This window comes from Chryseobacterium sp. R2A-55 (genome assembly GCF_021401085.1).
Lineage (GTDB): Bacteria > Bacteroidota > Bacteroidia > Flavobacteriales > Weeksellaceae > Kaistella.
Map to the genome: position 1 here is coordinate 169,404 of NZ_JACBFP010000005.1, position 21,335 is coordinate 190,738.

Here is a 21,335-nt window from a genome sequence, read left to right on the forward strand (position 1 = left end):
AGAAAGTAAATATAAGTGATTAATTACTTTTCAAATCACTCCTTCCTCACCAGCAAAATCCAGTCGTCCTCTAAATATTTGTAGCCGATATCATAAACAAAACGGTATTCCGCACCATTTTTGTAAATGCGCATATTGGTGAAATAATCAAAGTTAAAGCCTTCGGAAGTGAGTTTGTTTTTGGTGGTTTTTGCTTTTCCATCCACATAATTCTGTTCGGATAGAACCCGGTGATTTTTGCGTAACTTGTTGTTGATGTTGCGCATCAGATTGGTGGAATCCTTGTTGTGTTTGTTGTTGTAGGCGTTTCTGCACCCGTCGTTGCAGAATTTCTTATCACTTCTCCCGATGATTTGGTCGCCACATTCCAGACAGTTATTCATTGTATTCGATTTTTTCAGCAAATGCGATGATGTGTCCGTCCAGATCCGAGAAATAAAAAGAGTAATCTCCCCAATTTCGCTTTTCTAACGGACTGATAATTTTGATGTTGAATGATCTGATTTCCATGTAAACTTTATCTACATCCGCTACATACAGATACAGTTCACAGCGCGGAATTCCTTTTCCCGAAGACGGATTTGGTGTTTCATCTCCTAATATTTTGGCAATTCCCGAATTGGGCATCAAACCCAAAACAAAGTCGTCTGAAATCCTGAATTCGGTCATTCCGGGTACATTCAAATCCGCCTTTCTTCCCAAGATTCTTTCATAGAATTCGGTACTCTGCTGCTTATTTTCGACATAAAAAATAGTATGAACTCCTTTTATTTTCAAAATGATTGAATTTGTCTTCCCTCAAATATAGAAAAAATATCCGTTTGTAAGCGGATATTTTTCTGAAAATCTTATGGTTGAATTTTACTCTTCGTGACCATACATTTTGTTATACAGTTTGATGTATTTTTCTTTCACCGCTTTTCGCTTCAATTTAAGCGTAGGCGTCAGTTGTCCCGATTCAATGGACCACACATCCGGAGTGAGCTCAAATCTTTTGATCTGTTCCCAGCTTCCAAGTTTGGTATTCAGGTAATCGATTTCTTTTCCGATTCTGGCGATCAATTCTGGGCTTTTTACTACCTGTTCCGGCTGGTCACCCAGTTGATAACCTTTTCTTTCCGCCCAGTTTTTCGCGAAGTTGAAATCGGGCTGGATCAAAGCGCACGGCATTTTTTCGCCTTCGCCAACCACCATGATTTGCTCGATGAATTTAGACGCTTTAGCCAGGTTTTCAATTACTTGCGGCGCAACATATTTTCCGCCGGAAGTCTTGAACATTTCTTTTTTCCTGTCCGTAATATGCAGATATCCTTCGTCGTCTATATGTCCGATATCGCCTGTTTTAAAGTAACCATCTTCTGTAAATGCTTCTCGGGTCATTTGCTCATTATTGAAGTAACCCACAAAAACGGAGGGTCCTTTCACGGTGATTTCTCCATCTTCCTGGATTTTCACATCCAGATTTTCCAAAACGTGACCTACCGTTCCGATCTTAATTTTCCCGAAACTGTTCACGGAAATTACCGGGGATGTTTCCGTCAAACCATAACCTTCCAAAATAGGTATTCCAGCGTTTTGAAACATTTTATTCAGCCTGGCCGAAAGTGCTGCAGAGCCTGAAACCAAAGTGATGATGTTTCCTCCCAAACCTTCTCTCCATTTCGAGAAAACCAGTTTGTCGGCTATGATTTCTTTGATACCGGATGGTTTGCCTATTTCCTTTTTTGCCTTGTTTACGCCCAATGCCCAAAGGAAAATCTTTGATTTCAAGCCGCCTGCTGAAGTTCCTTTGTCATAAATTTTGTCATAAACTTTTTCAATCAGACGTGGAACTACCGACATCAGATGTGGTTTCACTTCCTTGATATTGTCACCCATTTTTTCAATGCTTTCCGCAAAATGGATGGAGTAGCCGTTGTACTGATACAGATAAAACAACATTCTTTCGAAAATGTGGCAGATCGGCAAAAAGCTCAGAACTTTAATTTCTTTAAAATCCATGCCCTTAACTCTTGGAATCCTTGGATCAGAAGCCAAAACATTAGAAACAATGTTTTTGTGCGTGAGCATCACGCCTTTTGGTTTTCCGGTGGTTCCAGAAGTATAGATAATGGTTGCCAAATCGTCCGAAACGATGCTTTTCGAAATATCTTCTACTTCTCCTTGGGTTTCTTCGTCTTTTCCTAAATCCAAAATTTCCCTCCAATTTGCCGCACCGTCAATCTGATCGAAAGTGAAAACCCCCTGCAATGAGCTTACATTGGGCTTGATCTGCATCACTTTGTCTAGCAGTTCACGATCCGACACGAAACAGTATTTCACTTCCGCATCGTTAAAGATAAAATCATAATCCTCCGGAGAGATGGATGGATAAACCGGAACCGAAACTGCGCCGATCTGGGAAATTCCCAAGTCCATCACCGCCCATTCGGTGCGGGTTGCAGTGGTGATCAGCGAAATCTTGTCACCAGGTTTGATGCCTAGTTTCAACAACCCCCGGGAAATTTGATTGCCCATATTGATGTATTCCTGAGTGGAAGTTTTCTCCCATTCTCCGTGATATTTGGTCACAAACATGTCTTCTCTGGAATATTTCTCCAATGCATTGTGAGCAAAATCAAAAATCCTTTTTATCGTCATAGCTTAATGATTGATTATTTCTAAATTGAAAACAGAGTTTATTAATATTGAGTTAATGTAAAAATATCATTTTTATTTCACCCGGCAAAACCTAATACTCGCCTCAGTTCAATTAAATTTTTTCATTTTTGGAAAAGTTGTAAATTTACCCTCAAATAAACAGTAAATTTTATGAATTTTAATTTAACGGAAGAGCAGTTGATGATTCAGCAAGCAGCGAGAGATTTTGCTCAGACTGAGCTTCTGCCGGGAGTGATCGAGAGAGATAATCTGCAACAATTCCCACACGAGCAGGTAAAGAAAATGGGAGAATTGGGCTTCCTAGGAATGATGGTGGATCCGAAATATGGCGGTGCCGGAATGGACAGCATTTCCTACGTCTTGGCGATGGAAGAAATTGCAAAAATCGACGCATCTGCAGCCGTGGTGATGTCTGTGAACAATTCACTGGTTTGTGCAGGATTAGAAAAATTCTGCAATGAGGAACAAAAAATGAAATACCTGAAACCGCTTGCAAGTGGTGAAGTGATCGGGGCATTCGCTCTTTCTGAACCGGAAGCTGGTTCTGATGCAACCTCGCAAAAAACTACTGCCGAAGATAAGGGAGATTACTACCTTCTGAACGGAATCAAAAACTGGATTACCAATGGCGGAAACGCAAGTTACTACATTGTCATTGCACAAACAGATCCGGAAAAAAAACATAAGGGAATCAATGCGTTCATCGTGGAAAGAGGATGGGAAGGTTTCGAAATCGGACCGAAAGAAGACAAACTGGGAATCCGCGGAAGTGATACCCATTCCCTTATTTTTAATAATGTGAAAATCCCGAAAGAAAACAGAATCGGTGAAGACGGTTTTGGATTTAATTTCGCGATGGCTGTTTTGAACGGCGGTAGAATCGGTATTGCTTCTCAAGCATTGGGAATCGCAGCCGGTGCCTACGAATTGGCATTGAAATATGCTAAAACCAGAAAAGCATTTAAAACTGAAATCATCAATCACCAAGCAATTGCCTTTAAATTGGCAGATATGGCAACGCAGATCACGGCGGCAAGAATGCTTTGCTATAAAGCCGCAGCGGAAAAAGATGAAGGAAAAGACATTTCCGAAAGTGGTGCGATGGCAAAACTGTATGCATCCCAAGTTGCGATGGACACCACCATAGAGGCTGTTCAAATTCACGGTGGATATGGTTATGTGAAGGAATACCACGTGGAAAGAATGATGCGTGACGCTAAAATCACCCAGATTTATGAAGGAACCTCTGAGATCCAGAAAATTGTGATTTCACGTTCGATTTCAAAATAAGTCAAAAATCTGAATACCATGAAATACCTTTGGATTACTTTGATCGCAGTACTTTTCCTTTTGGGCGGATTGATCTGGTACAAGTATTATTTCATTTTCGGTGAAGGCGTGAAATCCGGCGTCTTAAATTATGCCGTAAAAAAAGGAAATATCTTCAAGACTTATGAAGGTAAACTGATCCAGGAAGGTTTCGGAAGGGGCAAAACAGGAGCATTGACCAGCTATGAATTCGAGTTTTCGATTGAAAACGAAGCGGTTTATAAACAGCTGGAAATGAACAGCGGGAAAACTTTTGATCTGCACTACAAAGAATACCACGGAATCTTACCCTGGAGAGGAAATACGCAGTATGTGGTAGATCAGGTAATTGACATGAAATAGTATTCAGAAAGAAGTTCTTAATCCCTTCAATTTTGGTTGAGGGGATTTCTTGTTTTTAGGCACGGAAAGAATTTTTGCTCTTTTAGCCGTTTCGAAAGTACAGCCGGAAAATCATGATCCGAAATAACAGTTCACAATAAGTTTCAAAAGTTTTTTGACGAATGCATCACTGTTTTTATTTTACAGAATTAGGGCGGCGATTAGGGGTTGCCAATTTCTGCTTTTTATGATTTGAACGAGAACTAAACCGCCCGAAAAAATGAACCATCTGTCCAGAAAATAATTCTTTGAGGTTTAATAAATTCTGGTTTTCAAAAGTTTTAGCTTCGGTCATTAATTATTTCTTCGGCATATATTTCGAATAATCGGTTTCTTCATCATCATGATCTTCATTATTTTCCGATTGAGCGACCGGTTCAGTGGAGCTTTGTTTTTCTTTCGGATCCTGGATTTCTTGTTGATTTAAAGCTTGTTGGCTTTCAAATTCCTCTTTGGCTTTTCTCTTTTTGTTTCTCGCAAAGAAATACCAAACCAGAATCCCAATCAGCAAAATGGGCCAGAACGGAAGTAGAAACAGCAATCCGTCTCCCAAAATTCTGAATCCCTGCATAAAAGCATCAGAGGATTTGTCACCGAAAGTATCAGTTTTCAGGGAATCAGAATCTTTCTGAGCGAAAGAATTGTTCTGGAGATTTTCATTTTGGAAAAGCGATATTTCTACGTCACAAAGCTGCTTTGCATCATAATCAATTCCCTGGGAAATCGTTGATTTCATGCGGATTTCACCTAGCGTTGAAGCAGAATTGACCAACTGGTCAAAATATAGAACTGGAACCTTTGCAGAAAAAGATTCTTTTGAAATGCCCTCCGTTTGCGAAAAATTCTCACTGGCTAAATCAGCATGATGTTCCTTCAATTTCTGTTTCAAAAGCGCTTTCGCTTCGGTGAGGTTGACCACCTCAATTTCAAGTCGGGCGGTTTTTACCAATGGATCTAAAGGAACAGTTGATGGCGAATGCTGGCTTTGAATTTCAGCTTTAGTCGGCGTTTGAGTATTTTCTTTTTGAGTTTCTGTCTGTTTCAGGATTTTGTCAGCCGTCTTCGACAAAACCTCCAAAGGATTGCTTCCTTTTTTTAAGGCTTCATTGGCGGAATCTAAAGTTTTCACCACATGAGTTCCGGTCTTCACATTTTTGGTGATCTCCTGAAGCTGTCGATTGATCGAGTCAATCCGCCAACTTCCAGATTTTATGGTGGAATCGATTGCCTTTTTCTGTTTTTCTATTTCGGGAATGATAATTTTTCTGGTAATTCCGTCTTTGCTGTTGATGGATTTGGAAATGGAATCCAGTGTCTTCATGCCCTCATTCGCTTGGGAGAACAGGGAATCTGCTCTTTTGAAATGGTCGGTAGTTTGCTGAATGGTGGATTTCTCGCAGGAAATGATTGCAGTTCCAATCAGGATGGATAAAAAGAATTTCTTCATTTTTAAATAAAGTTAAAGCGACGAATCAGAATCAAAATGTGTTCCTAAATTAATCAGAACCAGCCCCGTCTGAAATAATTGGTAATCGCTGAAAAATTCAGGGTCAAAGTAAAGCGGATGCGTGTTCCATAATCTTTGAAAGAAGGCTCAAAACCTAGGGAACTTTGAATCGGGAAATAGACCTCCAGGAAATCGGGAACCACTTTCAGCTTCACGCCGGAATCCCAAATGAATTTCGGGCTGAATTGATGATTTTTATACATTCCTGCATCGGCATAGAGGTTAAACATCTTCCAAAGATGAGAATCCACATTCACCGCAGTAATCCACTGATTGGTGGTTTGTCCGAGATAGGATTTAAAACCGCCATCGGCAATAATGAGCTGTTGCGAAAAAATCCCCGAAGTAGCGCTTTGACCCAAAAGTCCATAGGAAAACGCAAAATTCGAAACACGGGAAATCCCATAATCAAACAAATTATTTCGGGTGTGGTTGTTCAAAAACAGTCCGCCAAAAAACCGGAAACTGATCTTCTTGCTTTTCTGGAATTCCCAGCGGTAAAATGCTTCAGCAGAAATCCGCTGAAAATCTTCCATAAAAAGGAAATTCCCGCTGAAATACTTTTCATGGATCATTCGCCGGTCGGAATAGGCATATCCCACGCTCCAAAGGTTATACCGCGAATAATCATTTGGATCATTTTTCTTGGGGTCCAAATCCTTGTCGAAAAAATTGTAGGAAATACCTAGACTTCTACCAATGTCGCTTCTGGGATTTTTACTGAAACTCAGGTTCCCGAATGCCGTTAATTTCCGGTAACTTAAATCGAAATCATAATGAAAGTAGGAACCGGCGATCCCAAAATCCAAACTCCGGTAAAAACTTTCGGCTGGCTGGAAAGAGTAGGAGATTCCACCCGAACCGGTCATTGTTCCGGTTCCGGAACTGAAATAGGGCGTGAAGGTATAATTGAATTTTTGCTCAAAAAAAGAGGTATTCCTGAAATTCAAACCCACCAAAACATTGTCATAGGCATTGAAACTTAATCTGGGATTCAGATAAATTTCATTGAATTCAGGATTCGGAATATCCTTGAACAACTTCAGCTTCACTTTTTTTACATTGGTATAAATTCCTTTGGTGTAAAGGTAATTGTCGCGGAAATTATTCTCCGGGAAAATATATTCACTGTTGACCACAATTTTTTCTGCGTTCGCTTGCGGAATATTGTAGGTAATCGCTTTTTGGGACTGATCGGTATCAAACCAAAATTCGGATTTTTCACCTTTTTTGTTAATGGTTTCCAGTTTGAAAGGAATTGCTTGGTTTGTATTTTTGGAGATCTTCACCTGAAATTCGTCGCCATTTTTCTTGAATTTTTTCAGATCGAAATTCACCCGGTTTTTTCTTTCGATGAATTGCTCCAAAAACTCCGAAGAATATCCTGTAGCTAAAGTGAAGCGATCCAGAAAATCTTTGCGGTCCACTTTTTTCAGGTGATTTTGTTTCAGGTAATCTACGATGAAATCGTCAAATTTTTCGTTTCCCATTTTTTCTGCAAGGAATGAAAACAAGCTTCCCATTTCGAAGTGGCTTATTGCGGAAGCATTAAAATTGCTGAGCTGGTAAAAAGGTTCAGAAATTCTCTGGTCCAGATTCTGACTCCTGATGTACTGATAAGCCAATCCGTACCGCTCAGAAATTTTCAATTCCGATGCATGAAAAATCTTCAGAGGCTTCAAACCAAACAGCTTCAGATTGTCCGGCAATGCGCCCAATAGTTTTTCATCCCGATAATAGCGCTCGAGATACTGGATTTCCAGATAAGTTTTCAGTCCGTTGATAAGCCAGTGATCGTCATTTTTGTCAAAAATCACAGATTGCTGAATGATGTTTTTTGAAAGGGCGCTGAAATAATTCAAATCCGTGCGCATCCGTTCCGGAAAAAGCGGGTAGCGGAATTTCCAGAATTTCACATCTTCAAGTCCCGTGAAATTCTGTTCTTTCTTAAACTTATCAGAAATAAATATTTTCTCGGGCAATGTTCCTATTTTGCTTTTAATGAATGAAAGCTGAAGCGGGAGATAGAATTCCAAATGCTGTTTTTCTTCGGGGCTCAGTGGATAACCAAATTCCACAGAAGTTACTTTCTCATCTATATTTGCATAGATCTGATCAAACCGTTTTTCCGAAATCAAAAATTCCGGATCGTTATTCAAAACTCCCTGGAAATAGTTGGTTTGTATTTCTTTGAGGTTACTTTTAGCATACCAATTTGCCGGAATGTCCAACAGAACGGTCCATTCATTTCCCGGACTTTGGTTTTCGTCAATATCTAAAAATTCTCTTTTTACAACAGTTTCAGGACGGTCCGGAACAATAAAAAAATACTTTAGGTAAAAACCATTACCATCTGTGCCATAAGCAGTAAACTTTGACGATGGTATTTTTAAAGTATAATTTAAAGTGATTTTCAATACTTCTCCGGGCTGCAAACTTTTATTCAAAGGCAAGAAAATATTTTCTTCAGTAGAACTGCCCTGATCAATACTTTGGTTCTCAACCTTGATCTGCAGATTTTCTAAACCGCCCAGTTCATTGGGTTTTGCAAAATACAACTCACTTTTCCGGTCCTCTAATTTCCGACCCAAAAGTGCGGTGTTCCTTGATTGGTACGCGGCAATCCAGTTGAGAAGTTTGAGTTGGTTCAAAGGCTGATCGGTGGAATTGGTAAAGTCAATTTCTTGGGAAACGGCAATTCTAGGATTATTTTCGGTGATTTTTGCCTGGATAAAAATTCGATTTTGCTGTGCGAAACCAACAGCAAAACAGAAAAATAAAACAAAACCGCAAAGAAATCTTTTCATCTTAAACCAATTTCCAAATATAACGATGTTTTTTAAAAACAAGTACCCTTTTAAGCATATTCCAAATAATGATTAAATTTGGTTAAACTTTGATAATGGCCAAAAATTATCAGATTGTCTTTTTCTTTTTCATCCTGGGTTTTCACCACGCTTTTTGCCAAGTCGTGGAAACCACCGTTCCCATGAACATCGATGAAAGCAAGGCCGCGATTCGAACCCGATTTATCCCGCCGAAAGGTTATGCGTGGGAAAAGGAAGAACGAGGGAGTTTCAGTGAATATTTGGTCAGTTTCCCGCTTTATCCGCCCAGTTTTCCGATCCGTGATTTCCAGGATATGCCTATTGAAAAGCAAAACCATCATGTAGCAGTTTTAAAGATTGATGTGGGCCACAAGGATTTGCAGCAATGTGCAGATGCCTGGATTCGGCTTTATTCCGAATTTCTTTGGTCCCAAAAACGATTTGACGAGATTGGCTTCCATTTCACCAGCGGACAGTTTCTTTCCTGGAATGATTTCCGTGACGGAGTTCGCACGATTGAAACCGGTCGTACTGTACGTTTTGTGAATCGGGGTTCATTTGACGATTCTTATACCAATTTCAGGAAATACCTCAGATTGGTTTTTCAGTATGCGGGAACGATTTCTCTCGATCGGGAAGGAGTACCTGTAAAAAGCAATTCCGACATCAAACCGGGGGATTTTGTGATTGTTCCGGGAAGTCCTGGCCATTGTGTAATTGTGGTGGGACGTATCCGAAATTCTGCAGGAAAGTACCTATATTTACTGGCGGAAAGCTTCATGCCTGCTCAGGATATCCATATTTTAAGGAATCCCGCCAATTCAAAGATTTCCCCTTGGTATGAACTGGATATAAATTCCCCGGAAACCGTAACAGCGAAATACATTTTCAAACCGACTTCAATTAAGAGGTTTCATGGGATCAAGTGAAACTGGAACAGGTCGAAATTAAAAAAGGATACCGTTCTAATCTGGTTTTTGAGCGAAACCAAACCTTTAAGGTTGAAATAACTTATTTCCCCAAAAATTTATTGAAAAATAAAGGTTGTACCAAAGTTGGCCGCGAAAAAAGCCGGGTTTCAGACCGGCAAGTTATCTTGATTTTTTTCCAGGTTTGATATCTTATTCCTGCCGTTAAATTTTTTCTGTTTCAAAATTTTCCAAATTAGAATCGCAAAAGCAAAAGTCAAAACGGCGAAAAACTTCTCAAAGTTGCTGTTTGCGAAAAGGTTACCAAACGTATTGAGAACAAATAGGATAAGAAAAATCCATAATATGATGTTTATTGTTTTTTCCTTCCATTTAATTTTGATGTAGTCTGCTTTCATCAACAAAACAAGTCCTAAAAACATATTGATAAGAATGGAAAGGGCTTCAAATACGAGCATTTCCGAATCATCCTGAAGACGGCCGCCCCAAACGATCTCATTTGGAACTGCTTTAAAAAGTACAGCAACATGAAAGAGGATAACCACAAATAAAAGTCCTAACAAAATATGGATGGGTGTTTTATCATTCATTTCTTTTCTTTTAATTCCGGATTCGTCCATTTCAAAACAATTTTAAATTTTTTGTTAAGCAGCGATCTGACTGTTATTTTGACAAGTCTGCGAAGAACTCTATCAAGCTGTATATTTTACAAAAAATACATTCCGTCGTTTGGTATGATCACTTCGAGGTAAATATACACCATCCAACCATTCCGCTCAAGTTTTTTATTTTTCAATTAAATGATTGCCCATCAATGGAAAAAACCTGCATCCATTCTGCCTTTATAAATGATGTAAGACAAAAAATAGCTTCAGTTAGCAGAAAGAGGTAACCCAATACCAATAAATACCTTACAAAGAAAAAGCGGAAGCTGGTTTCCCAAACTTCCGCCTTCCACTATGAAAACACAATTTTTTATTCTGCAGTCAATTCAAAATCTCCTTTGATTCTGATCAGGTCGCTGATCATAGGAATCGGGAATTTTGGTCCGATCCCGAAATCTGATCGGTTGAGCGTTCCGGAAACCTGGTAACCGTAAGTCGCTTTCTTGTTCATCGCATTCACGGTGGAACCTCTATACACCAAAGTCAGGGATACCGGTTTGGTAACTCCATGCATGGTCAAATTTCCGTTCAGCGTATAATAATTATTTGCCGTTTTTGTAAGTGAAGTACTCACAAAATCCATGGTCGGATATTTTGCTACTTCAAAGAAATCTGCGCTTTTCAAGTGGTTGTCTCTCGCATCAATGTGGGTGTTGATGGAGTTCACATCCACTGAGAAAGTCAGCTTGGAGTTCACGAAATTCTTCTCGTCTGCATTGATCGTTAGGTTTGCTTTGTCGAAGTTTCCGGTGATATCGTTGATTCCAAGATGAATGACTTCAAACTGGATTCTGGAGTGAGCCGGATCGCTCTTTAGCACAAGTTGTCCGTAAGCGGCTACTGAAAACACCAGTGCAGTTAAAATTGAAAATAATTTTTTCATAAGATTTTACTATTTGTTTGTTTAAAATTCTTTGTCAAAGATATAGCGTTTAAAAAATTTGCTCATTGATGTAGGATAAGAAAATTGAATCCGCTGTGCGGTGAAATCAGAGATTCGATGGAGCCAATTTTATTCAGAATGGATTTTGGTGTGCAAGCGGATTTCTTCGAATGAAAAAACCCATTACTTCTTCTCCAAAATCCTGTAACTCGAATCCCGGATTTCAGTCACAATTCCCGTCCACATCGCAGCTTTCACCGGAATTGATGATCTGTAAACCTTGATCGCCTTGCGAAAATTCACCGAATGATTTTTCCAGAACTTCCAGAAAAAGTTCCGGTTGTTGCGCGCCAGAAACTCCGTATTTGTCATTAAACACGAAAAACGGAACCGCGTTGATTCCCAAATGTCTAGCCATCTGCAAATCTTCCTGAACTTTATAGCCTAAATCATCAGAAGTTAAAGCGTTCCTGATTTCACCATCTTCCAAACCGATTGATTTTCCAATCTCTACCAAAGTGTCTTCATCATCGATATTCTTGGCATCGATGAATTGTGCTTTGAAGAGTGCTTCTTCAATTTCGTTGGCAAGATTTTTCGTTTTAGCCAACTGAATCAAAAGATGTCCTCGGAAAGAGTTCGCGATTTTTTGGTTTTCGAAATTAAATTCGATTCCCGCTTCTTTACCTGCATTTTTTGCATGGTCATGCATTATTTTCGCCTGCGAAATCGGAATTCTTTTCGCTTCAGAGAAAAACTCAAACGGATCTCTTTCCGGTTGGGTTTGCAAGTCGGGATCAAGCTGGAAACTGTGCCAATTGACCTGAATATCTTTTGAATCAGGGAATTTCTCCAAGGCTTTTTCAAACTTCCTTTTTCCCACGAAACAGAACGGGCAACGAATGTCACTCCAGATATCTACCTTCATTTTTTTCATAACTCAATTTTTTGATTGAACAAATATACCTCGTTGAAATCTAGTGAACATTGACCTAGGTTAAGAAAGGAGCATTTACTTTTTTGAATGTTTTGGTGATCAATCAAAATCGTGAATCACTTCAAATAAAATAATGCATCACGAAATACCAAAAAGCAAGCGTTACAAATGAAATGGGAATCCCGATTCCAATGATCAGGTTGGTCAGTTTAGGATGAAGATGATGGGTGTTCGCAATAATTCCTGCGGTGATCATCGGTGCCATTCCTGCTTCCAGAAAGGAGATTTCAATCATTTCACCTCTCTGATTGAAAACAAAAAAGTAGAGCAGGAAAATGATGAGCGGAAAAAAAAGTAACTTAAACGAAAGTGCCAAAATCAACGGTTTGGTTTCAGAGTTTAATTTCTGCCATCTTAACTGGCTTCCGACAGAAACCAAAGCGAGCGGAACCGTTGTAGCACCCAATTTTTCAAAAACCTGGTCCAGATCGGTCGGAATTCGAAAGGAAAAAACATTTAGTAAAACCGCAATGGTAAAGGCAATGAATGGCGGATATTTCACGATTTTCAGAACCATTTGACTTGCAGAACTTTTGCTTCCCGAAAAATAGTTCGCCACGGCTATTCCCACTGTAAAAAGTGCGACAAATCCACCGGGTTGATCTACAAGCATCACTGTTTTCATTCCGCTTTCGCCGTAAAGTGCATGAATCACCGGAATTCCGATGAATGAAGAGTTTCCCAATCCTGCCCCCATAATCACTGCGCCTATCATTCCTTTGCTCCACTTTAATTTTCGGCCAATCAGCACGAAAAAAGGAATCGCCAGCAAAATGTTCAGCCATTGAACGGCCACTGGAAAAAGTACCTGAAAATTCATCGCAATTTTCGGAATATAATATAATGACAACGATGACAGTGAAATATTGACCACGAAAGAATTCAAGGCCGAATGTCCGTTTTCAGGAAAAAGTTTTGCCTTTCGCAGAAAAATTCCAAGAAAAAGGCAAAGAAATAGAAGAATAAGGTTGCTCATTGATCAGCTTTCATCAGCTTTTTTAACCTTTCAAAGTGAGTTTTCATAGGCATTCCAACCCGCAATCTTGTAATTCAATGCCGCTTTTTCCACATCATCAGATTTGTAAATTCCGCGTCCTACGATTATGAAGTCGGTTTCCAGCTTTTTGAAGACATATTCCGGCGTGTTGTATTGCTGCCCTTTTCCGTCACCGGAATCGGCTAAATTTACACCTGGAGTAAAAAGTAAAAGTTCATTGGGAATCTTGTTTTGGGCAACTCCGCCAAAAACGTTCGGATGTGAAACTGCGATATTCACAGCTTGTTCACGGTATTCCATATCAGTTAAGGTTCCGGTGGAAGACATGCTGAGAATGGCCACCACACCCACATTCCTAAAACAGTCCAGGGAATCGTAACCTGCGATGACTTGTGCGGTGACCAAATCTGCCCAGTTCGAAATTTTAAACACACCCATCGAAAATTGTAATTCCTGAGTGTTTCCGATATCCGCAAATTTTCTGTCCTCCATCAACAGGAAGTTGTATTTCGAAGCCAAATCTTTCAAGGGCAGAATCGTTTTGTCGGCATCAAAATCGGAAATAATGTCGATATGCGTTTTTAGCGCCACGATGTGCGGACCAACCAATTCCACCAGATTGAGTAATTCAGCGGTGGTGGTCACATCGGCGGAAACAATCAGATTCGATTTTTTTTCGATGGCGATTTTCAGCAGTTTTTGGGCAACTGAATGTTCGCAGATTTTTAATTTTTCCTCGTAAGAAATTCGCTTTTCTTCTTTAAATTGCACAACGTTTCCACGTAAGAAATCGTTGATTCTTTCTACATCTTCACTCATTAAAAGACCTTCTTCCTGCAATATTTCGCAGACTTCTGAAATGGTGAAAAGCGTGTGGACATGGTACCCTTTGCTTTCCAGCATTTCCCTTCCGCCTTGCTGTCTGTCTAAAACCACCACGATATCTGAAACTGAAATTCCCTCGTTTTCAATTTCCGGAATGGTTTCCAATAGAGATTTTCCGGAGGTGATCACATCTTCCACCAAAAGACAGTTCTGGCCTTTCGAAAAGATTCCCTCGATCAGTTTTTTGGTGCCGTGTGTTTTTGCTTCTTTCCGTTTCATAATCAGCGGAATATAGCTTTCCAGAGACATCGCGGTTGCCATCGGAAGTGCAGCATACGGAACCCCGCAAATCAAATCGAAATTATCAAGCGGAAGCATATCCAAAAGATAATTGGCGAGGTCTTTCAGAATTTTAGGATCAGAAGCGAGCGGCCTTAAATCCACATAAAACGGACTTTCAATCCCGCTTTTCAGGGTAAACCTGCCAAATTTGACGATGCCGAGTTTGTAGCACTCCAGGAAAAATTTTCTTTTAGTATCCATGCACTGTTTTTTTTTCATTTTTACTTTCTACAAAGTTAATAGAAATGTGGGAAGACCAAAAATGCAGGGCGGAAGTTTAACAGTTTTTGTGTCAATTATCTTTATCTTTGGGGAAATCAAAAATTAGTTATGAAACGAAAACTGTCTATGCTCTTCATTCTTTTTTCTTTTTTCTGTTTTTCCCAGATCGAAGAAAAAAAACTGGATGACCTCATTCAAAATACCCTGAAAACTTTCGATGTTCCCGGAATTTCTGTTGGAATCGTTAAAGACGGCAAAACCATCTATTCAAAAGGTTTCGGCGTTCGTTCGCTGAATACCAAACAACCGATGGATGACAACACTTTGGTAGGAATTGCCTCAAATTCCAAAGGATTTACCGCGGTGGCTTTGGCGATTTTGGCCGATGAGGGAAAATTGAATTTCGATGATAAAGTCACCCAATATATTCCCGAATTTCAAATGTATGATCCGTATGTTTCTCAACAAGTGACTGTTAAAGATTTGATTACTCACCGAGCCGGGCTTGGTTTGGGACAGGGGGATCTGATGTTTTTTCCGGAAGGTGGAAATTTGTCGGTGAACGATATCGTGCACAATGTGAGATATTTAAAACCTGAAAATCCGTTCCGAACTACTCTGGATTATAACAACATCATGTTCATTGTAGCGGGAGAAGTGATTCACAGGGTTTCCGGGCTTTCCTGGGCAGAATTCATCGAACAAAAAATCATGAAACCGGTTGGGATGAATTCCAGTTTTGGAAGTTACAACCGCGCAAAAGCTGCGAATGTTGCCAATATGATCGAAGCACATGCTCCGGTTGACGGAAAAGCGATTCCGGTTCCACATGACTGGAATGAGACCGCGAATGCAGCGGGCGGAATCATCAGCAATATCAAAGACATGACGACCTGGGCCGAATTCCTGATAAATGGTTTTACAACAAAAGACGGCAGGAAGCTGGTTTCTGACAAACAAATTCAGCAACTGTGGAATCTTCAAATTTCCACTCCGGTTGCTTTAAAAAACGCTTATGATTCCAATTTCGGGGGATATGGTTTGGGTTGGTTTTTGACGGATGTGAAAGGTCACAAACAAGTTTATCATACCGGTGGATTAATCGGAACTGTGACTCAGTTCACCCTCATTCCAGACATGAAATTGGGCATCGTGGTTTTAACCAACCAACAAAGCGGAGCGGCTTTCAGCACAATTACCAACACCGTGAAAGATTCTTATCTGGGAATTGCCGATAGAAACTGGCTGAAAACTTACAGCGAAAGAATGGCAAAAATCAACGCAGATTACGACAAAGGTAAAAAAGAGATTTTCGCAAAATCTGAAATTTTTAAAAAAGACAAAACCAGCCAAATCAAAGCAGAACAAATCGTGGGAACCTATAATGATCCTTGGTTTGGAGACGTGATTATTTCCAATGATGGAAAGGCTTTCAGAATTTTCTGCAAGAATTCTCCAAGACTTAAAGGCGAACTTCTGCCTTTTTCACCAAACGTGATGATCGCAAAATGGGACGACAGAAGCTATGATGCAGATGCTTTCATCAACTTTAACATGGATGAAAACGGGAAAGCGACTTCTGCTAAAATGAAACCGATTTCTGATGTAACCGATTTTTCCTTTGATTTCGAAGATTTGGATCTGACCAGGAAAAACTGATAAAATCATCCTTAAATTTGCATGAGAATCATTTCGACTTAAAAAATGAAGTTAAAATTTTTAGGTACCGGTACTTCGCAGGGAATTCCTGTAATTGGCTGCAATTGCGAAGTCTGCAATTCAACAAATTCTAAAGACAGGCGTTTTCGTTCGTCAGTGATGATTACGACCGATTCTGGGAAAAAAATCCTGATTGATTGCGGTCCGGATTTCCGAATGCAGATGCTCGAAAACCATGAAACAGAAGTGCATGCCGTTTTGATTACGCATGAACACAACGATCATGTAATTGGTTTGGACGATTTGCGGCCATTGATTTTCAGGCAGAAAGGAGATATGCCGATTTACTGCAACAAAAGGGTAGGAGCCGAAATCATGAACAGGTTTCCCTATGCTTTTGCCGATGTGAAATATCCGGGAGCTCCGTCTTTTGAACTTCACGAAATGGAGAACAAAGCATTTCATTTATTCGATGCAGAAATTACTCCCATTGAAGTGATGCATTTCAAGATTCCCATTTTTGGCTTTAAGTCTAAGAAATTAGCCTATATCACTGATGCAAGCGCAATCAGCGAAACGGAAAAAGGCAAATTAAAGGGATTGGATTACCTGATTCTCAACTGCATCCGGAAAGAAAATCCACATCCTGCCCATTTTATATTGCCGGATATTTTGAAACTTAATGAAGAACTTAATCCCAAGAAACTTTTTCTGACTCACCTTTCGCATTATATGGGACTTCATGACGAGACCAACTCTGAACTTCCTGAAAATGTGCAGCTTGCTTTTGACGGTTTGGAACTGGATTTTTGACCTTCAAAATTTTTAAAAATTTATTTTTCCAAAACAAAAAATAATTCTATATTTGCACACCAATTTAGCAGCCCAGGTGGCGGAATTGGTAGACGCGCTAGACTCAAACTCTAGTATCGCAAGATGTACCGGTTCGATTCCGGTCCTGGGTACCAAAAATCCTCTGTGACGATTGTTAACAGAGGGTTTTTATTTTGTGCTCCGTCGTGCTGGATCAAGATTCGGGTACCGTTACCGATAGTCCGTAGAAATTCTGTAATTTTAAGTCCAATTTGATTTCGCTTAAATTAATTCCCTCATGATGCCAATTCTTGAACCCCGCAGAACTTTTACGCTTTCACAAGTCACCGCGAGCATCAAAAAGACTTTGGAAGCAAGGTACCATTCTGAATATTGGATTTCCGCGGAAATGAACAAACTGAATTATTACAGCCATTCCGGACATTGCTATCCGGAATTGCTGGAGAAAAAAGACGGGAAGGTGGTCGCAGAAATGAGGTCGATGCTGTGGAAAAGTAATTATGACCGAATCAACAAGCGGTTTGAGGAAGTTTTGAAAACGCCTCTTTCCGACGGATTAAAAATATTATTTCTTGCCAAAATCACCTTTCACCCGACATCCGGAGTTCAACTGCAAATAATGGATATAGATCCGAGTTATACTCTGGGCGACCTGCAAAGGGAAAAAAATGAAACGATCGACCGACTGAAATCCGAACAGGTTTTCGACTTGAACCGCAGAAAAGTATTACCAATTTTGCCTCAAAGAATTGCGATCATTTCCGCGAACACCAGCAAAGGTTTAGGTGATTTTCTTAAGATTATCGATGAAAATCCTTGGAATTACCGCTTCTTCCACATGCTTTTTCCGGCATATCTGCAGGGAGAAAAGGCAATCACCTCGATCGTGGAAAAGCTTCAAACGATCCGAAAAGTCATCCATCATTTTGATGCAGTGGCGATTATTCGCGGCGGAGGAGGTGATGTGGGTCTGACGACTTTTAACCATTATGACATTTCACAAGCGATCGCAAATTTTCCCATTCCCGTCATTACCGGAATCGGTCATTCCACCAATGAAACTGTGGCGGAATTGGTGGCCTATTATAATGCGATTACGCCTACAAAAACCGGAGAATTCCTTTTGCAGAAATTCAGGGATTTTGATGCCGTGGTGTCCGGGTCGCAAAATTCAATGGTAGATTTCTCCAGGATGTTGTTGAATAATCAAAATGAAAAACTTCAGATTTCCGGAAGGTTTTTAAAAAGCGGAACCGGCAAACTGGTAGAGAAAAACAAAGGAAAAATCATTTCTGTTTCGCAAAAAGTTTCCCACCAAACCAGAACAAACCTGACCATTCATCATAACAGTTTAAATGCAACTGTGAGTAAAATGCAGTCAGTTTCAAATTCCGTTTTATCCCGAAACAACTGGATGATGACAGACTTTTCCGGAAAAATAATTTCCTCAACCAAAAGATTTTTGGGGAATGAAGACCAAAAGGTTGAACAGATTCAAAAAAACATCAATATCTTGGATCCCATCAACACTTTGAAACGGGGTTTCAGCATTACGAGATTTGATGGAGCCGCAATCACCAGTTCTGGCACGGTTTCGATTGGTGATGATGTGGAAATCAATTTATTTAGAGGAAAAATCAATGCTAAAATAAATTCAAAAGAATAATGTCCGAACAAGAAATCAAATACACTGCCGCATTCGAAGAATTGCAGCAAATCGTGAAAGAAATCGAAGATGGAAGTATTTCCGTCGATCAACTTTCTGAAAAAGTGAAAAGAGCTGCAGAGCTTATCAAGATCTGCAAGAAAAAGCTGACCACCACTGAGGAAGATGTGAACAAAATCCTTAAAGAACTAGAAGAATAATTGCTAATTTAAAAAATACAATGACCGACCTTCCCGGAAAAGCCATCCACGATTTTCATTTCTTGAAAAGTAAACATAAACTTTTTGTCCGCGATACTTTTGGGCCAAAAGTGGAAATGCCGATTTCCTATTATTTTCGGAAACTTGAGTCAATGCCCGAACTGGAGCGGCGAGCACTTGAATTATGCCGCGGAAAAGTACTGGATATCGGCGCGGCGGCCGGATCGCACGCACTGGAACTTCAAAAAAATGGATTGGATGTCACTGCCCTTGAAATCTCACCTTCCGCATGTGAAGTCATGAAAGACCGGGGTTTGCAAAAAATCGTCTGTGAGGATTTCTTCAAATTTAAAGTTGAAAAGTACGATACACTATTGTTGATGATGAACGGGATTGGACTTTCGTCAACACTCGATGGATTCGTGGAATTTTTAGAAAAAGCTGAAGAATTATTGACCGAAAACGGACAGATTATTTTCGATTCCTGTGACGTCTCCTATATGTATGAGCATCTTCAAAAGCCTGATCAATATTTCGGTCAGGTACAATGTAGATATGAGTATCAAGACGTTTTCACCGACTGGTTTCATTGGCTTTATCTGGACCGGAAAACCATGAGAAATCTCTCCAACAAAGCAGGATGGAATGTGAAAATCGATCTGGAAGACCGAAGTGATCAGTATTTGGCGGTTTTGACTAAGAAATTTTAATGGATTTCCACGGCCACATAATCGCTTTCATTTCCCAATCGGTCAACTGCTTTCAAAGCCAACTCGGTCAAGTGAATTCCGGATTTTTCCATCGCGATAAATTTCGTGTGTTCATCACCATTCAGGATTTCTGTTTCCCATTTGTTGCCATATTTGGCGTACAGAATGAAGTGTTTCGCCTGTCGCGGATTTCTAGAAAACCAGTGGATTTCTGCATCGGTTCCATTTTTTCTCGCAGTAAGTTCAGGTTTCAAAACAGGTTCTGCCTTGATCCACGGTGATAAAGGAACTAAAGCTTTTTCTTTGTAAAGGTTTTTTACCGCGTTCAGCATTGCCGGATTTTTAGTCAGTCCATCAGAACTGTAATGGATTTCTCCTGCGGCATTTTTCGCTAAGATTTTTCGGATGGTATTCATTTGACCTGCGATTTCTGAAGGCTTATCTGCCGCTTTTATTCCTACCGTATTTAATCCCGGCCACAAATGGATGTTCTTGATGTTTTCATCCTTCCACCATTTCAGCAGTGCGGAAAAACTCTGAGGTCCACCTTCTTTCCAGTAAAGTTGCGGAGCATAGTAGTCGCACCAACCCTCATTAAGCCAAAGTTTGGCATCGGCATAAAGTTCGTCATATTGCGAAGATCCGGTTATTCCAGCAGGAAATCCTGGTTTCCAAATTCCGAATGGGGAAATTCCAAATTTTACATAAGGTTTCTCTTTTTTGATTTCGTCATGGATGTTCTTGATGATTTTATTGACGTTGGCTCGTCGCCAATCTCCTTTGGAAAGGGTTCCACCCGAATTCTTGTATCTGCTCCATGTTTTATCGTCCGGGAAATCCTTTCCGCCATTGTATTCTTTGTAAGGATAAAAATAATCGTCAATATGGATGGCGTCGATATCGTAGCGTTTCACCAAATCCTTGATGACTTTTGAAACATGGTTTTGCACCTTCTCATCCGAAGGATCCATCCAGAACATACCGTTTCGGAGTCGGTAAGTTTGATCGGACATTTTCGAAGCCAGACTTTCCGATGTCACATTTCCGCCTGTGGTGTGATGCGCACGATACGGATTCAGCCACACGTGGAGTTCCATTCCCCGTTGATGTGCTTCGTCAATCCAAAACTCCAGCGGATCGTAAAATGGGGAAGGAGCTTTCCCTATTTGACCGGTAAGGAAATACGACCATGGTTCCAAATCGCTTTTATATAAAGCATCCGCAGAAGGTCTAGCCTGAAAAATCACCGCGTTGAAGTTGGCATCTTTCAATATATCTAAAATCCGGATGGCTTCGTCCTTTTGTTGCTGCGTGGTCAGATTATTCTTTGATGGCCAGTTGATATTGGCGACTGTGGCGATCCATGCGGCACGAAATTCACGTTTGACTTCGGGAAGATCGAGTTTCTTTGCAGTAGAAAATTCTGATTTCGGTGTGATTGCTGTTGGTTTGGTTGTTACTGATTTTGTACTTTGGCTGGGCTTTTTCGGCTTCTGTGTGGAACAGGATGCAACTAAAAATAGAGCAAGAAGTAGTACGGTATTTTTTATATGGCGAATGTTCATGGAGGCAAAAATATAAAAAGAATCCGTCTCACAACTGAGGCGGATTTTTTTTGGTTATTATTTAGGATTTTTGTATCTTTATGCTTGATAATCAGATAGTTGTTTATGAATTTCAAGCATTATAATCAAAATCAG

At 40.1% G+C, this 21,335-nt stretch carries 19 protein-coding genes and 1 tRNA gene; 9 read left to right on the plus strand and 11 right to left on the minus strand.

Annotated features, from left to right (window positions below):
- Positions 1 to 35: 35 nt before the first annotated feature.
- The 3 genes from L0951_RS07855 to L0951_RS07865 form a co-directional block, all read right to left on the minus strand.
- Positions 36 to 383, minus strand: coding sequence for a hypothetical protein (locus tag L0951_RS07855; protein ID WP_234110676.1), 348 nt, complete (start codon positions 381 to 383; stop codon positions 36 to 38).
- Positions 376 to 777 (minus strand): VOC family protein, encoded by a 402-nt coding sequence (locus L0951_RS07860; protein ID WP_234110677.1) that lies wholly within the window; start codon positions 775 to 777, stop codon positions 376 to 378. The genes L0951_RS07855 and L0951_RS07860 overlap by 8 nt, the downstream gene beginning before the upstream one ends.
- 84 nt (positions 778 to 861) lie before the next feature.
- Positions 862 to 2,640, minus strand: a complete 1,779-nt coding sequence (locus L0951_RS07865) for an AMP-dependent synthetase/ligase (RefSeq protein WP_234110678.1) — start codon at positions 2,638 to 2,640, stop codon at positions 862 to 864.
- 171 nt (positions 2,641 to 2,811) lie between these two features.
- Here L0951_RS07865 and L0951_RS07870 point away from each other — a divergent pair, with 171 nt between their 5' ends.
- Together L0951_RS07870 and L0951_RS07875 are read left to right on the plus strand one after the other, a co-directional pair.
- Positions 2,812 to 3,951, plus strand: a complete 1,140-nt coding sequence (locus L0951_RS07870; protein ID WP_234110679.1) for an acyl-CoA dehydrogenase family protein — start codon at positions 2,812 to 2,814, stop codon at positions 3,949 to 3,951.
- Positions 3,952 to 3,969: 18 nt separating this feature from the next.
- Positions 3,970 to 4,332: a hypothetical protein gene (locus L0951_RS07875; RefSeq protein WP_234110680.1), complete on the plus strand. Its 363-nt coding sequence runs from the start codon at positions 3,970 to 3,972 to the stop codon at positions 4,330 to 4,332.
- Positions 4,333 to 4,669: 337 nt separating this feature from the next.
- Here the strand turns inward: L0951_RS07875 and L0951_RS07880 are convergent, their stop codons facing one another.
- Both L0951_RS07880 and L0951_RS07885 read right to left on the minus strand, forming a co-directional pair.
- Positions 4,670 to 5,818 (minus strand): DUF4349 domain-containing protein, encoded by a 1,149-nt coding sequence (locus L0951_RS07880; protein WP_234110681.1) that lies wholly within the window; start codon positions 5,816 to 5,818, stop codon positions 4,670 to 4,672.
- 53 nt (positions 5,819 to 5,871) lie between these two features.
- Positions 5,872 to 8,685 carry an aminopeptidase gene (locus L0951_RS07885; RefSeq protein WP_234110682.1) on the minus strand — a complete coding sequence of 938 codons (2,814 nt, stop codon included), beginning with the start codon at positions 8,683 to 8,685 and terminating at the stop codon, positions 5,872 to 5,874.
- A 95-nt stretch (positions 8,686 to 8,780) separates the two neighbouring features.
- Here L0951_RS07885 and L0951_RS07890 point away from each other — a divergent pair, with 95 nt between their 5' ends.
- Positions 8,781 to 9,635, plus strand: coding sequence for a DUF4846 domain-containing protein (locus L0951_RS07890; protein WP_234110683.1), 855 nt, complete (start codon positions 8,781 to 8,783; stop codon positions 9,633 to 9,635).
- Between the two features lie 149 nt (positions 9,636 to 9,784).
- Here L0951_RS07890 and L0951_RS07895 read toward each other — a convergent pair whose 3' ends face one another.
- The 5 genes from L0951_RS07895 to pyrF form a co-directional block, all read right to left on the minus strand.
- Positions 9,785 to 10,255, minus strand: coding sequence for a DUF1616 domain-containing protein (locus tag L0951_RS07895; RefSeq protein WP_234110684.1), 471 nt, complete (start codon positions 10,253 to 10,255; stop codon positions 9,785 to 9,787).
- Between the two features lie 355 nt (positions 10,256 to 10,610).
- Positions 10,611 to 11,183, minus strand: a complete 573-nt coding sequence (locus L0951_RS07900) for a YceI family protein (RefSeq protein ID WP_234110685.1) — start codon at positions 11,181 to 11,183, stop codon at positions 10,611 to 10,613.
- Positions 11,184 to 11,406: 223 nt separating this feature from the next.
- Positions 11,407 to 12,120 carry a DsbA family protein gene (locus L0951_RS07905; RefSeq protein ID WP_234110686.1) on the minus strand — a complete coding sequence of 238 codons (714 nt, stop codon included), beginning with the start codon at positions 12,118 to 12,120 and terminating at the stop codon, positions 11,407 to 11,409.
- A 121-nt stretch (positions 12,121 to 12,241) separates the two neighbouring features.
- Positions 12,242 to 13,156, minus strand: a complete 915-nt coding sequence (locus L0951_RS07910; protein ID WP_234110687.1) for an AEC family transporter — start codon at positions 13,154 to 13,156, stop codon at positions 12,242 to 12,244.
- Between the two features lie 30 nt (positions 13,157 to 13,186).
- Complete coding sequence (gene pyrF, locus L0951_RS07915; RefSeq protein ID WP_234110701.1) at positions 13,187 to 14,545, minus strand: orotidine-5'-phosphate decarboxylase; 1,359 nt, start codon at positions 14,543 to 14,545, stop codon at positions 13,187 to 13,189.
- Positions 14,546 to 14,674: 129 nt separating this feature from the next.
- Between pyrF and L0951_RS07920 the strand changes: the two genes are divergently transcribed.
- From L0951_RS07920 to L0951_RS07945, 6 genes are all read left to right on the plus strand, one after another.
- Positions 14,675 to 16,225 (plus strand): serine hydrolase, encoded by a 1,551-nt coding sequence (locus L0951_RS07920; RefSeq protein WP_234110688.1) that lies wholly within the window; start codon positions 14,675 to 14,677, stop codon positions 16,223 to 16,225.
- Positions 16,226 to 16,270: 45 nt separating this feature from the next.
- Positions 16,271 to 17,038 carry an MBL fold metallo-hydrolase gene (locus L0951_RS07925; RefSeq protein ID WP_234110689.1) on the plus strand — a complete coding sequence of 256 codons (768 nt, stop codon included), beginning with the start codon at positions 16,271 to 16,273 and terminating at the stop codon, positions 17,036 to 17,038.
- 70 nt (positions 17,039 to 17,108) lie between these two features.
- A tRNA-Leu gene (locus tag L0951_RS07930) sits at positions 17,109 to 17,193 on the plus strand.
- Positions 17,194 to 17,336: 143 nt separating this feature from the next.
- Complete coding sequence (xseA, locus tag L0951_RS07935; protein WP_234110690.1) at positions 17,337 to 18,725, plus strand: exodeoxyribonuclease VII large subunit; 1,389 nt, start codon at positions 17,337 to 17,339, stop codon at positions 18,723 to 18,725.
- Positions 18,725 to 18,925: an exodeoxyribonuclease VII small subunit gene (gene xseB, locus L0951_RS07940; protein WP_234110691.1), complete on the plus strand. Its 201-nt coding sequence runs from the start codon at positions 18,725 to 18,727 to the stop codon at positions 18,923 to 18,925. The genes xseA and xseB overlap by 1 nt, the downstream gene beginning before the upstream one ends.
- A gap of 20 nt (positions 18,926 to 18,945) precedes the next feature.
- Positions 18,946 to 19,635 (plus strand): class I SAM-dependent methyltransferase, encoded by a 690-nt coding sequence (locus L0951_RS07945; RefSeq protein ID WP_234110692.1) that lies wholly within the window; start codon positions 18,946 to 18,948, stop codon positions 19,633 to 19,635.
- Here L0951_RS07945 and L0951_RS07950 read toward each other — a convergent pair.
- Positions 19,632 to 21,200: a glycoside hydrolase family 10 protein gene (locus L0951_RS07950; RefSeq protein WP_234110693.1), complete on the minus strand. Its 1,569-nt coding sequence runs from the start codon at positions 21,198 to 21,200 to the stop codon at positions 19,632 to 19,634. The genes L0951_RS07945 and L0951_RS07950 overlap by 4 nt on opposite strands.
- Between the last annotated feature and the right edge of the window lie 135 nt (positions 21,201 to 21,335).

What these genes read in the sequence shown, in the direction of transcription:
- L0951_RS07900 (WP_234110685.1), bottom strand. Translation starts at nt 11,183, where the DNA reads ATGAAAAAATTATTTTCAATTTTAACTGCACTGGTGTTTTCAGTAGCC.
- L0951_RS07870 (WP_234110679.1), top strand. Translation starts at nt 2,812, where the DNA reads ATGAATTTTAATTTAACGGAAGAGCAGTTGATGATTCAGCAAGCAGCG.
- L0951_RS07885 (WP_234110682.1), bottom strand. Translation starts at nt 8,685, where the DNA reads ATGAAAAGATTTCTTTGCGGTTTTGTTTTATTTTTCTGTTTTGCTGTT.
- L0951_RS07865 (WP_234110678.1), bottom strand. Translation starts at nt 2,640, where the DNA reads ATGACGATAAAAAGGATTTTTGATTTTGCTCACAATGCATTGGAGAAA.
- L0951_RS07880 (WP_234110681.1), bottom strand. Translation starts at nt 5,818, where the DNA reads ATGAAGAAATTCTTTTTATCCATCCTGATTGGAACTGCAATCATTTCC.
- L0951_RS07925 (WP_234110689.1), top strand. Translation starts at nt 16,271, where the DNA reads ATGAAGTTAAAATTTTTAGGTACCGGTACTTCGCAGGGAATTCCTGTA.
- L0951_RS07920 (WP_234110688.1), top strand. Translation starts at nt 14,675, where the DNA reads ATGAAACGAAAACTGTCTATGCTCTTCATTCTTTTTTCTTTTTTCTGT.
- L0951_RS07905 (WP_234110686.1), bottom strand. Translation starts at nt 12,120, where the DNA reads ATGAAAAAAATGAAGGTAGATATCTGGAGTGACATTCGTTGCCCGTTC.
- L0951_RS07855 (WP_234110676.1), bottom strand. Translation starts at nt 383, where the DNA reads ATGAATAACTGTCTGGAATGTGGCGACCAAATCATCGGGAGAAGTGAT.
- pyrF (WP_234110701.1), bottom strand. Translation starts at nt 14,545, where the DNA reads ATGGATACTAAAAGAAAATTTTTCCTGGAGTGCTACAAACTCGGCATC.
- L0951_RS07875 (WP_234110680.1), top strand. Translation starts at nt 3,970, where the DNA reads ATGAAATACCTTTGGATTACTTTGATCGCAGTACTTTTCCTTTTGGGC.
- L0951_RS07910 (WP_234110687.1), bottom strand. Translation starts at nt 13,156, where the DNA reads ATGAGCAACCTTATTCTTCTATTTCTTTGCCTTTTTCTTGGAATTTTT.
- L0951_RS07950 (WP_234110693.1), bottom strand. Translation starts at nt 21,200, where the DNA reads ATGAACATTCGCCATATAAAAAATACCGTACTACTTCTTGCTCTATTT.
- L0951_RS07895 (WP_234110684.1), bottom strand. Translation starts at nt 10,255, where the DNA reads ATGGACGAATCCGGAATTAAAAGAAAAGAAATGAATGATAAAACACCC.
- L0951_RS07890 (WP_234110683.1), top strand. Translation starts at nt 8,781, where the DNA reads ATGGCCAAAAATTATCAGATTGTCTTTTTCTTTTTCATCCTGGGTTTT.
- xseB (WP_234110691.1), top strand. Translation starts at nt 18,725, where the DNA reads ATGTCCGAACAAGAAATCAAATACACTGCCGCATTCGAAGAATTGCAG.
- xseA (WP_234110690.1), top strand. Translation starts at nt 17,337, where the DNA reads ATGATGCCAATTCTTGAACCCCGCAGAACTTTTACGCTTTCACAAGTC.
- L0951_RS07945 (WP_234110692.1), top strand. Translation starts at nt 18,946, where the DNA reads ATGACCGACCTTCCCGGAAAAGCCATCCACGATTTTCATTTCTTGAAA.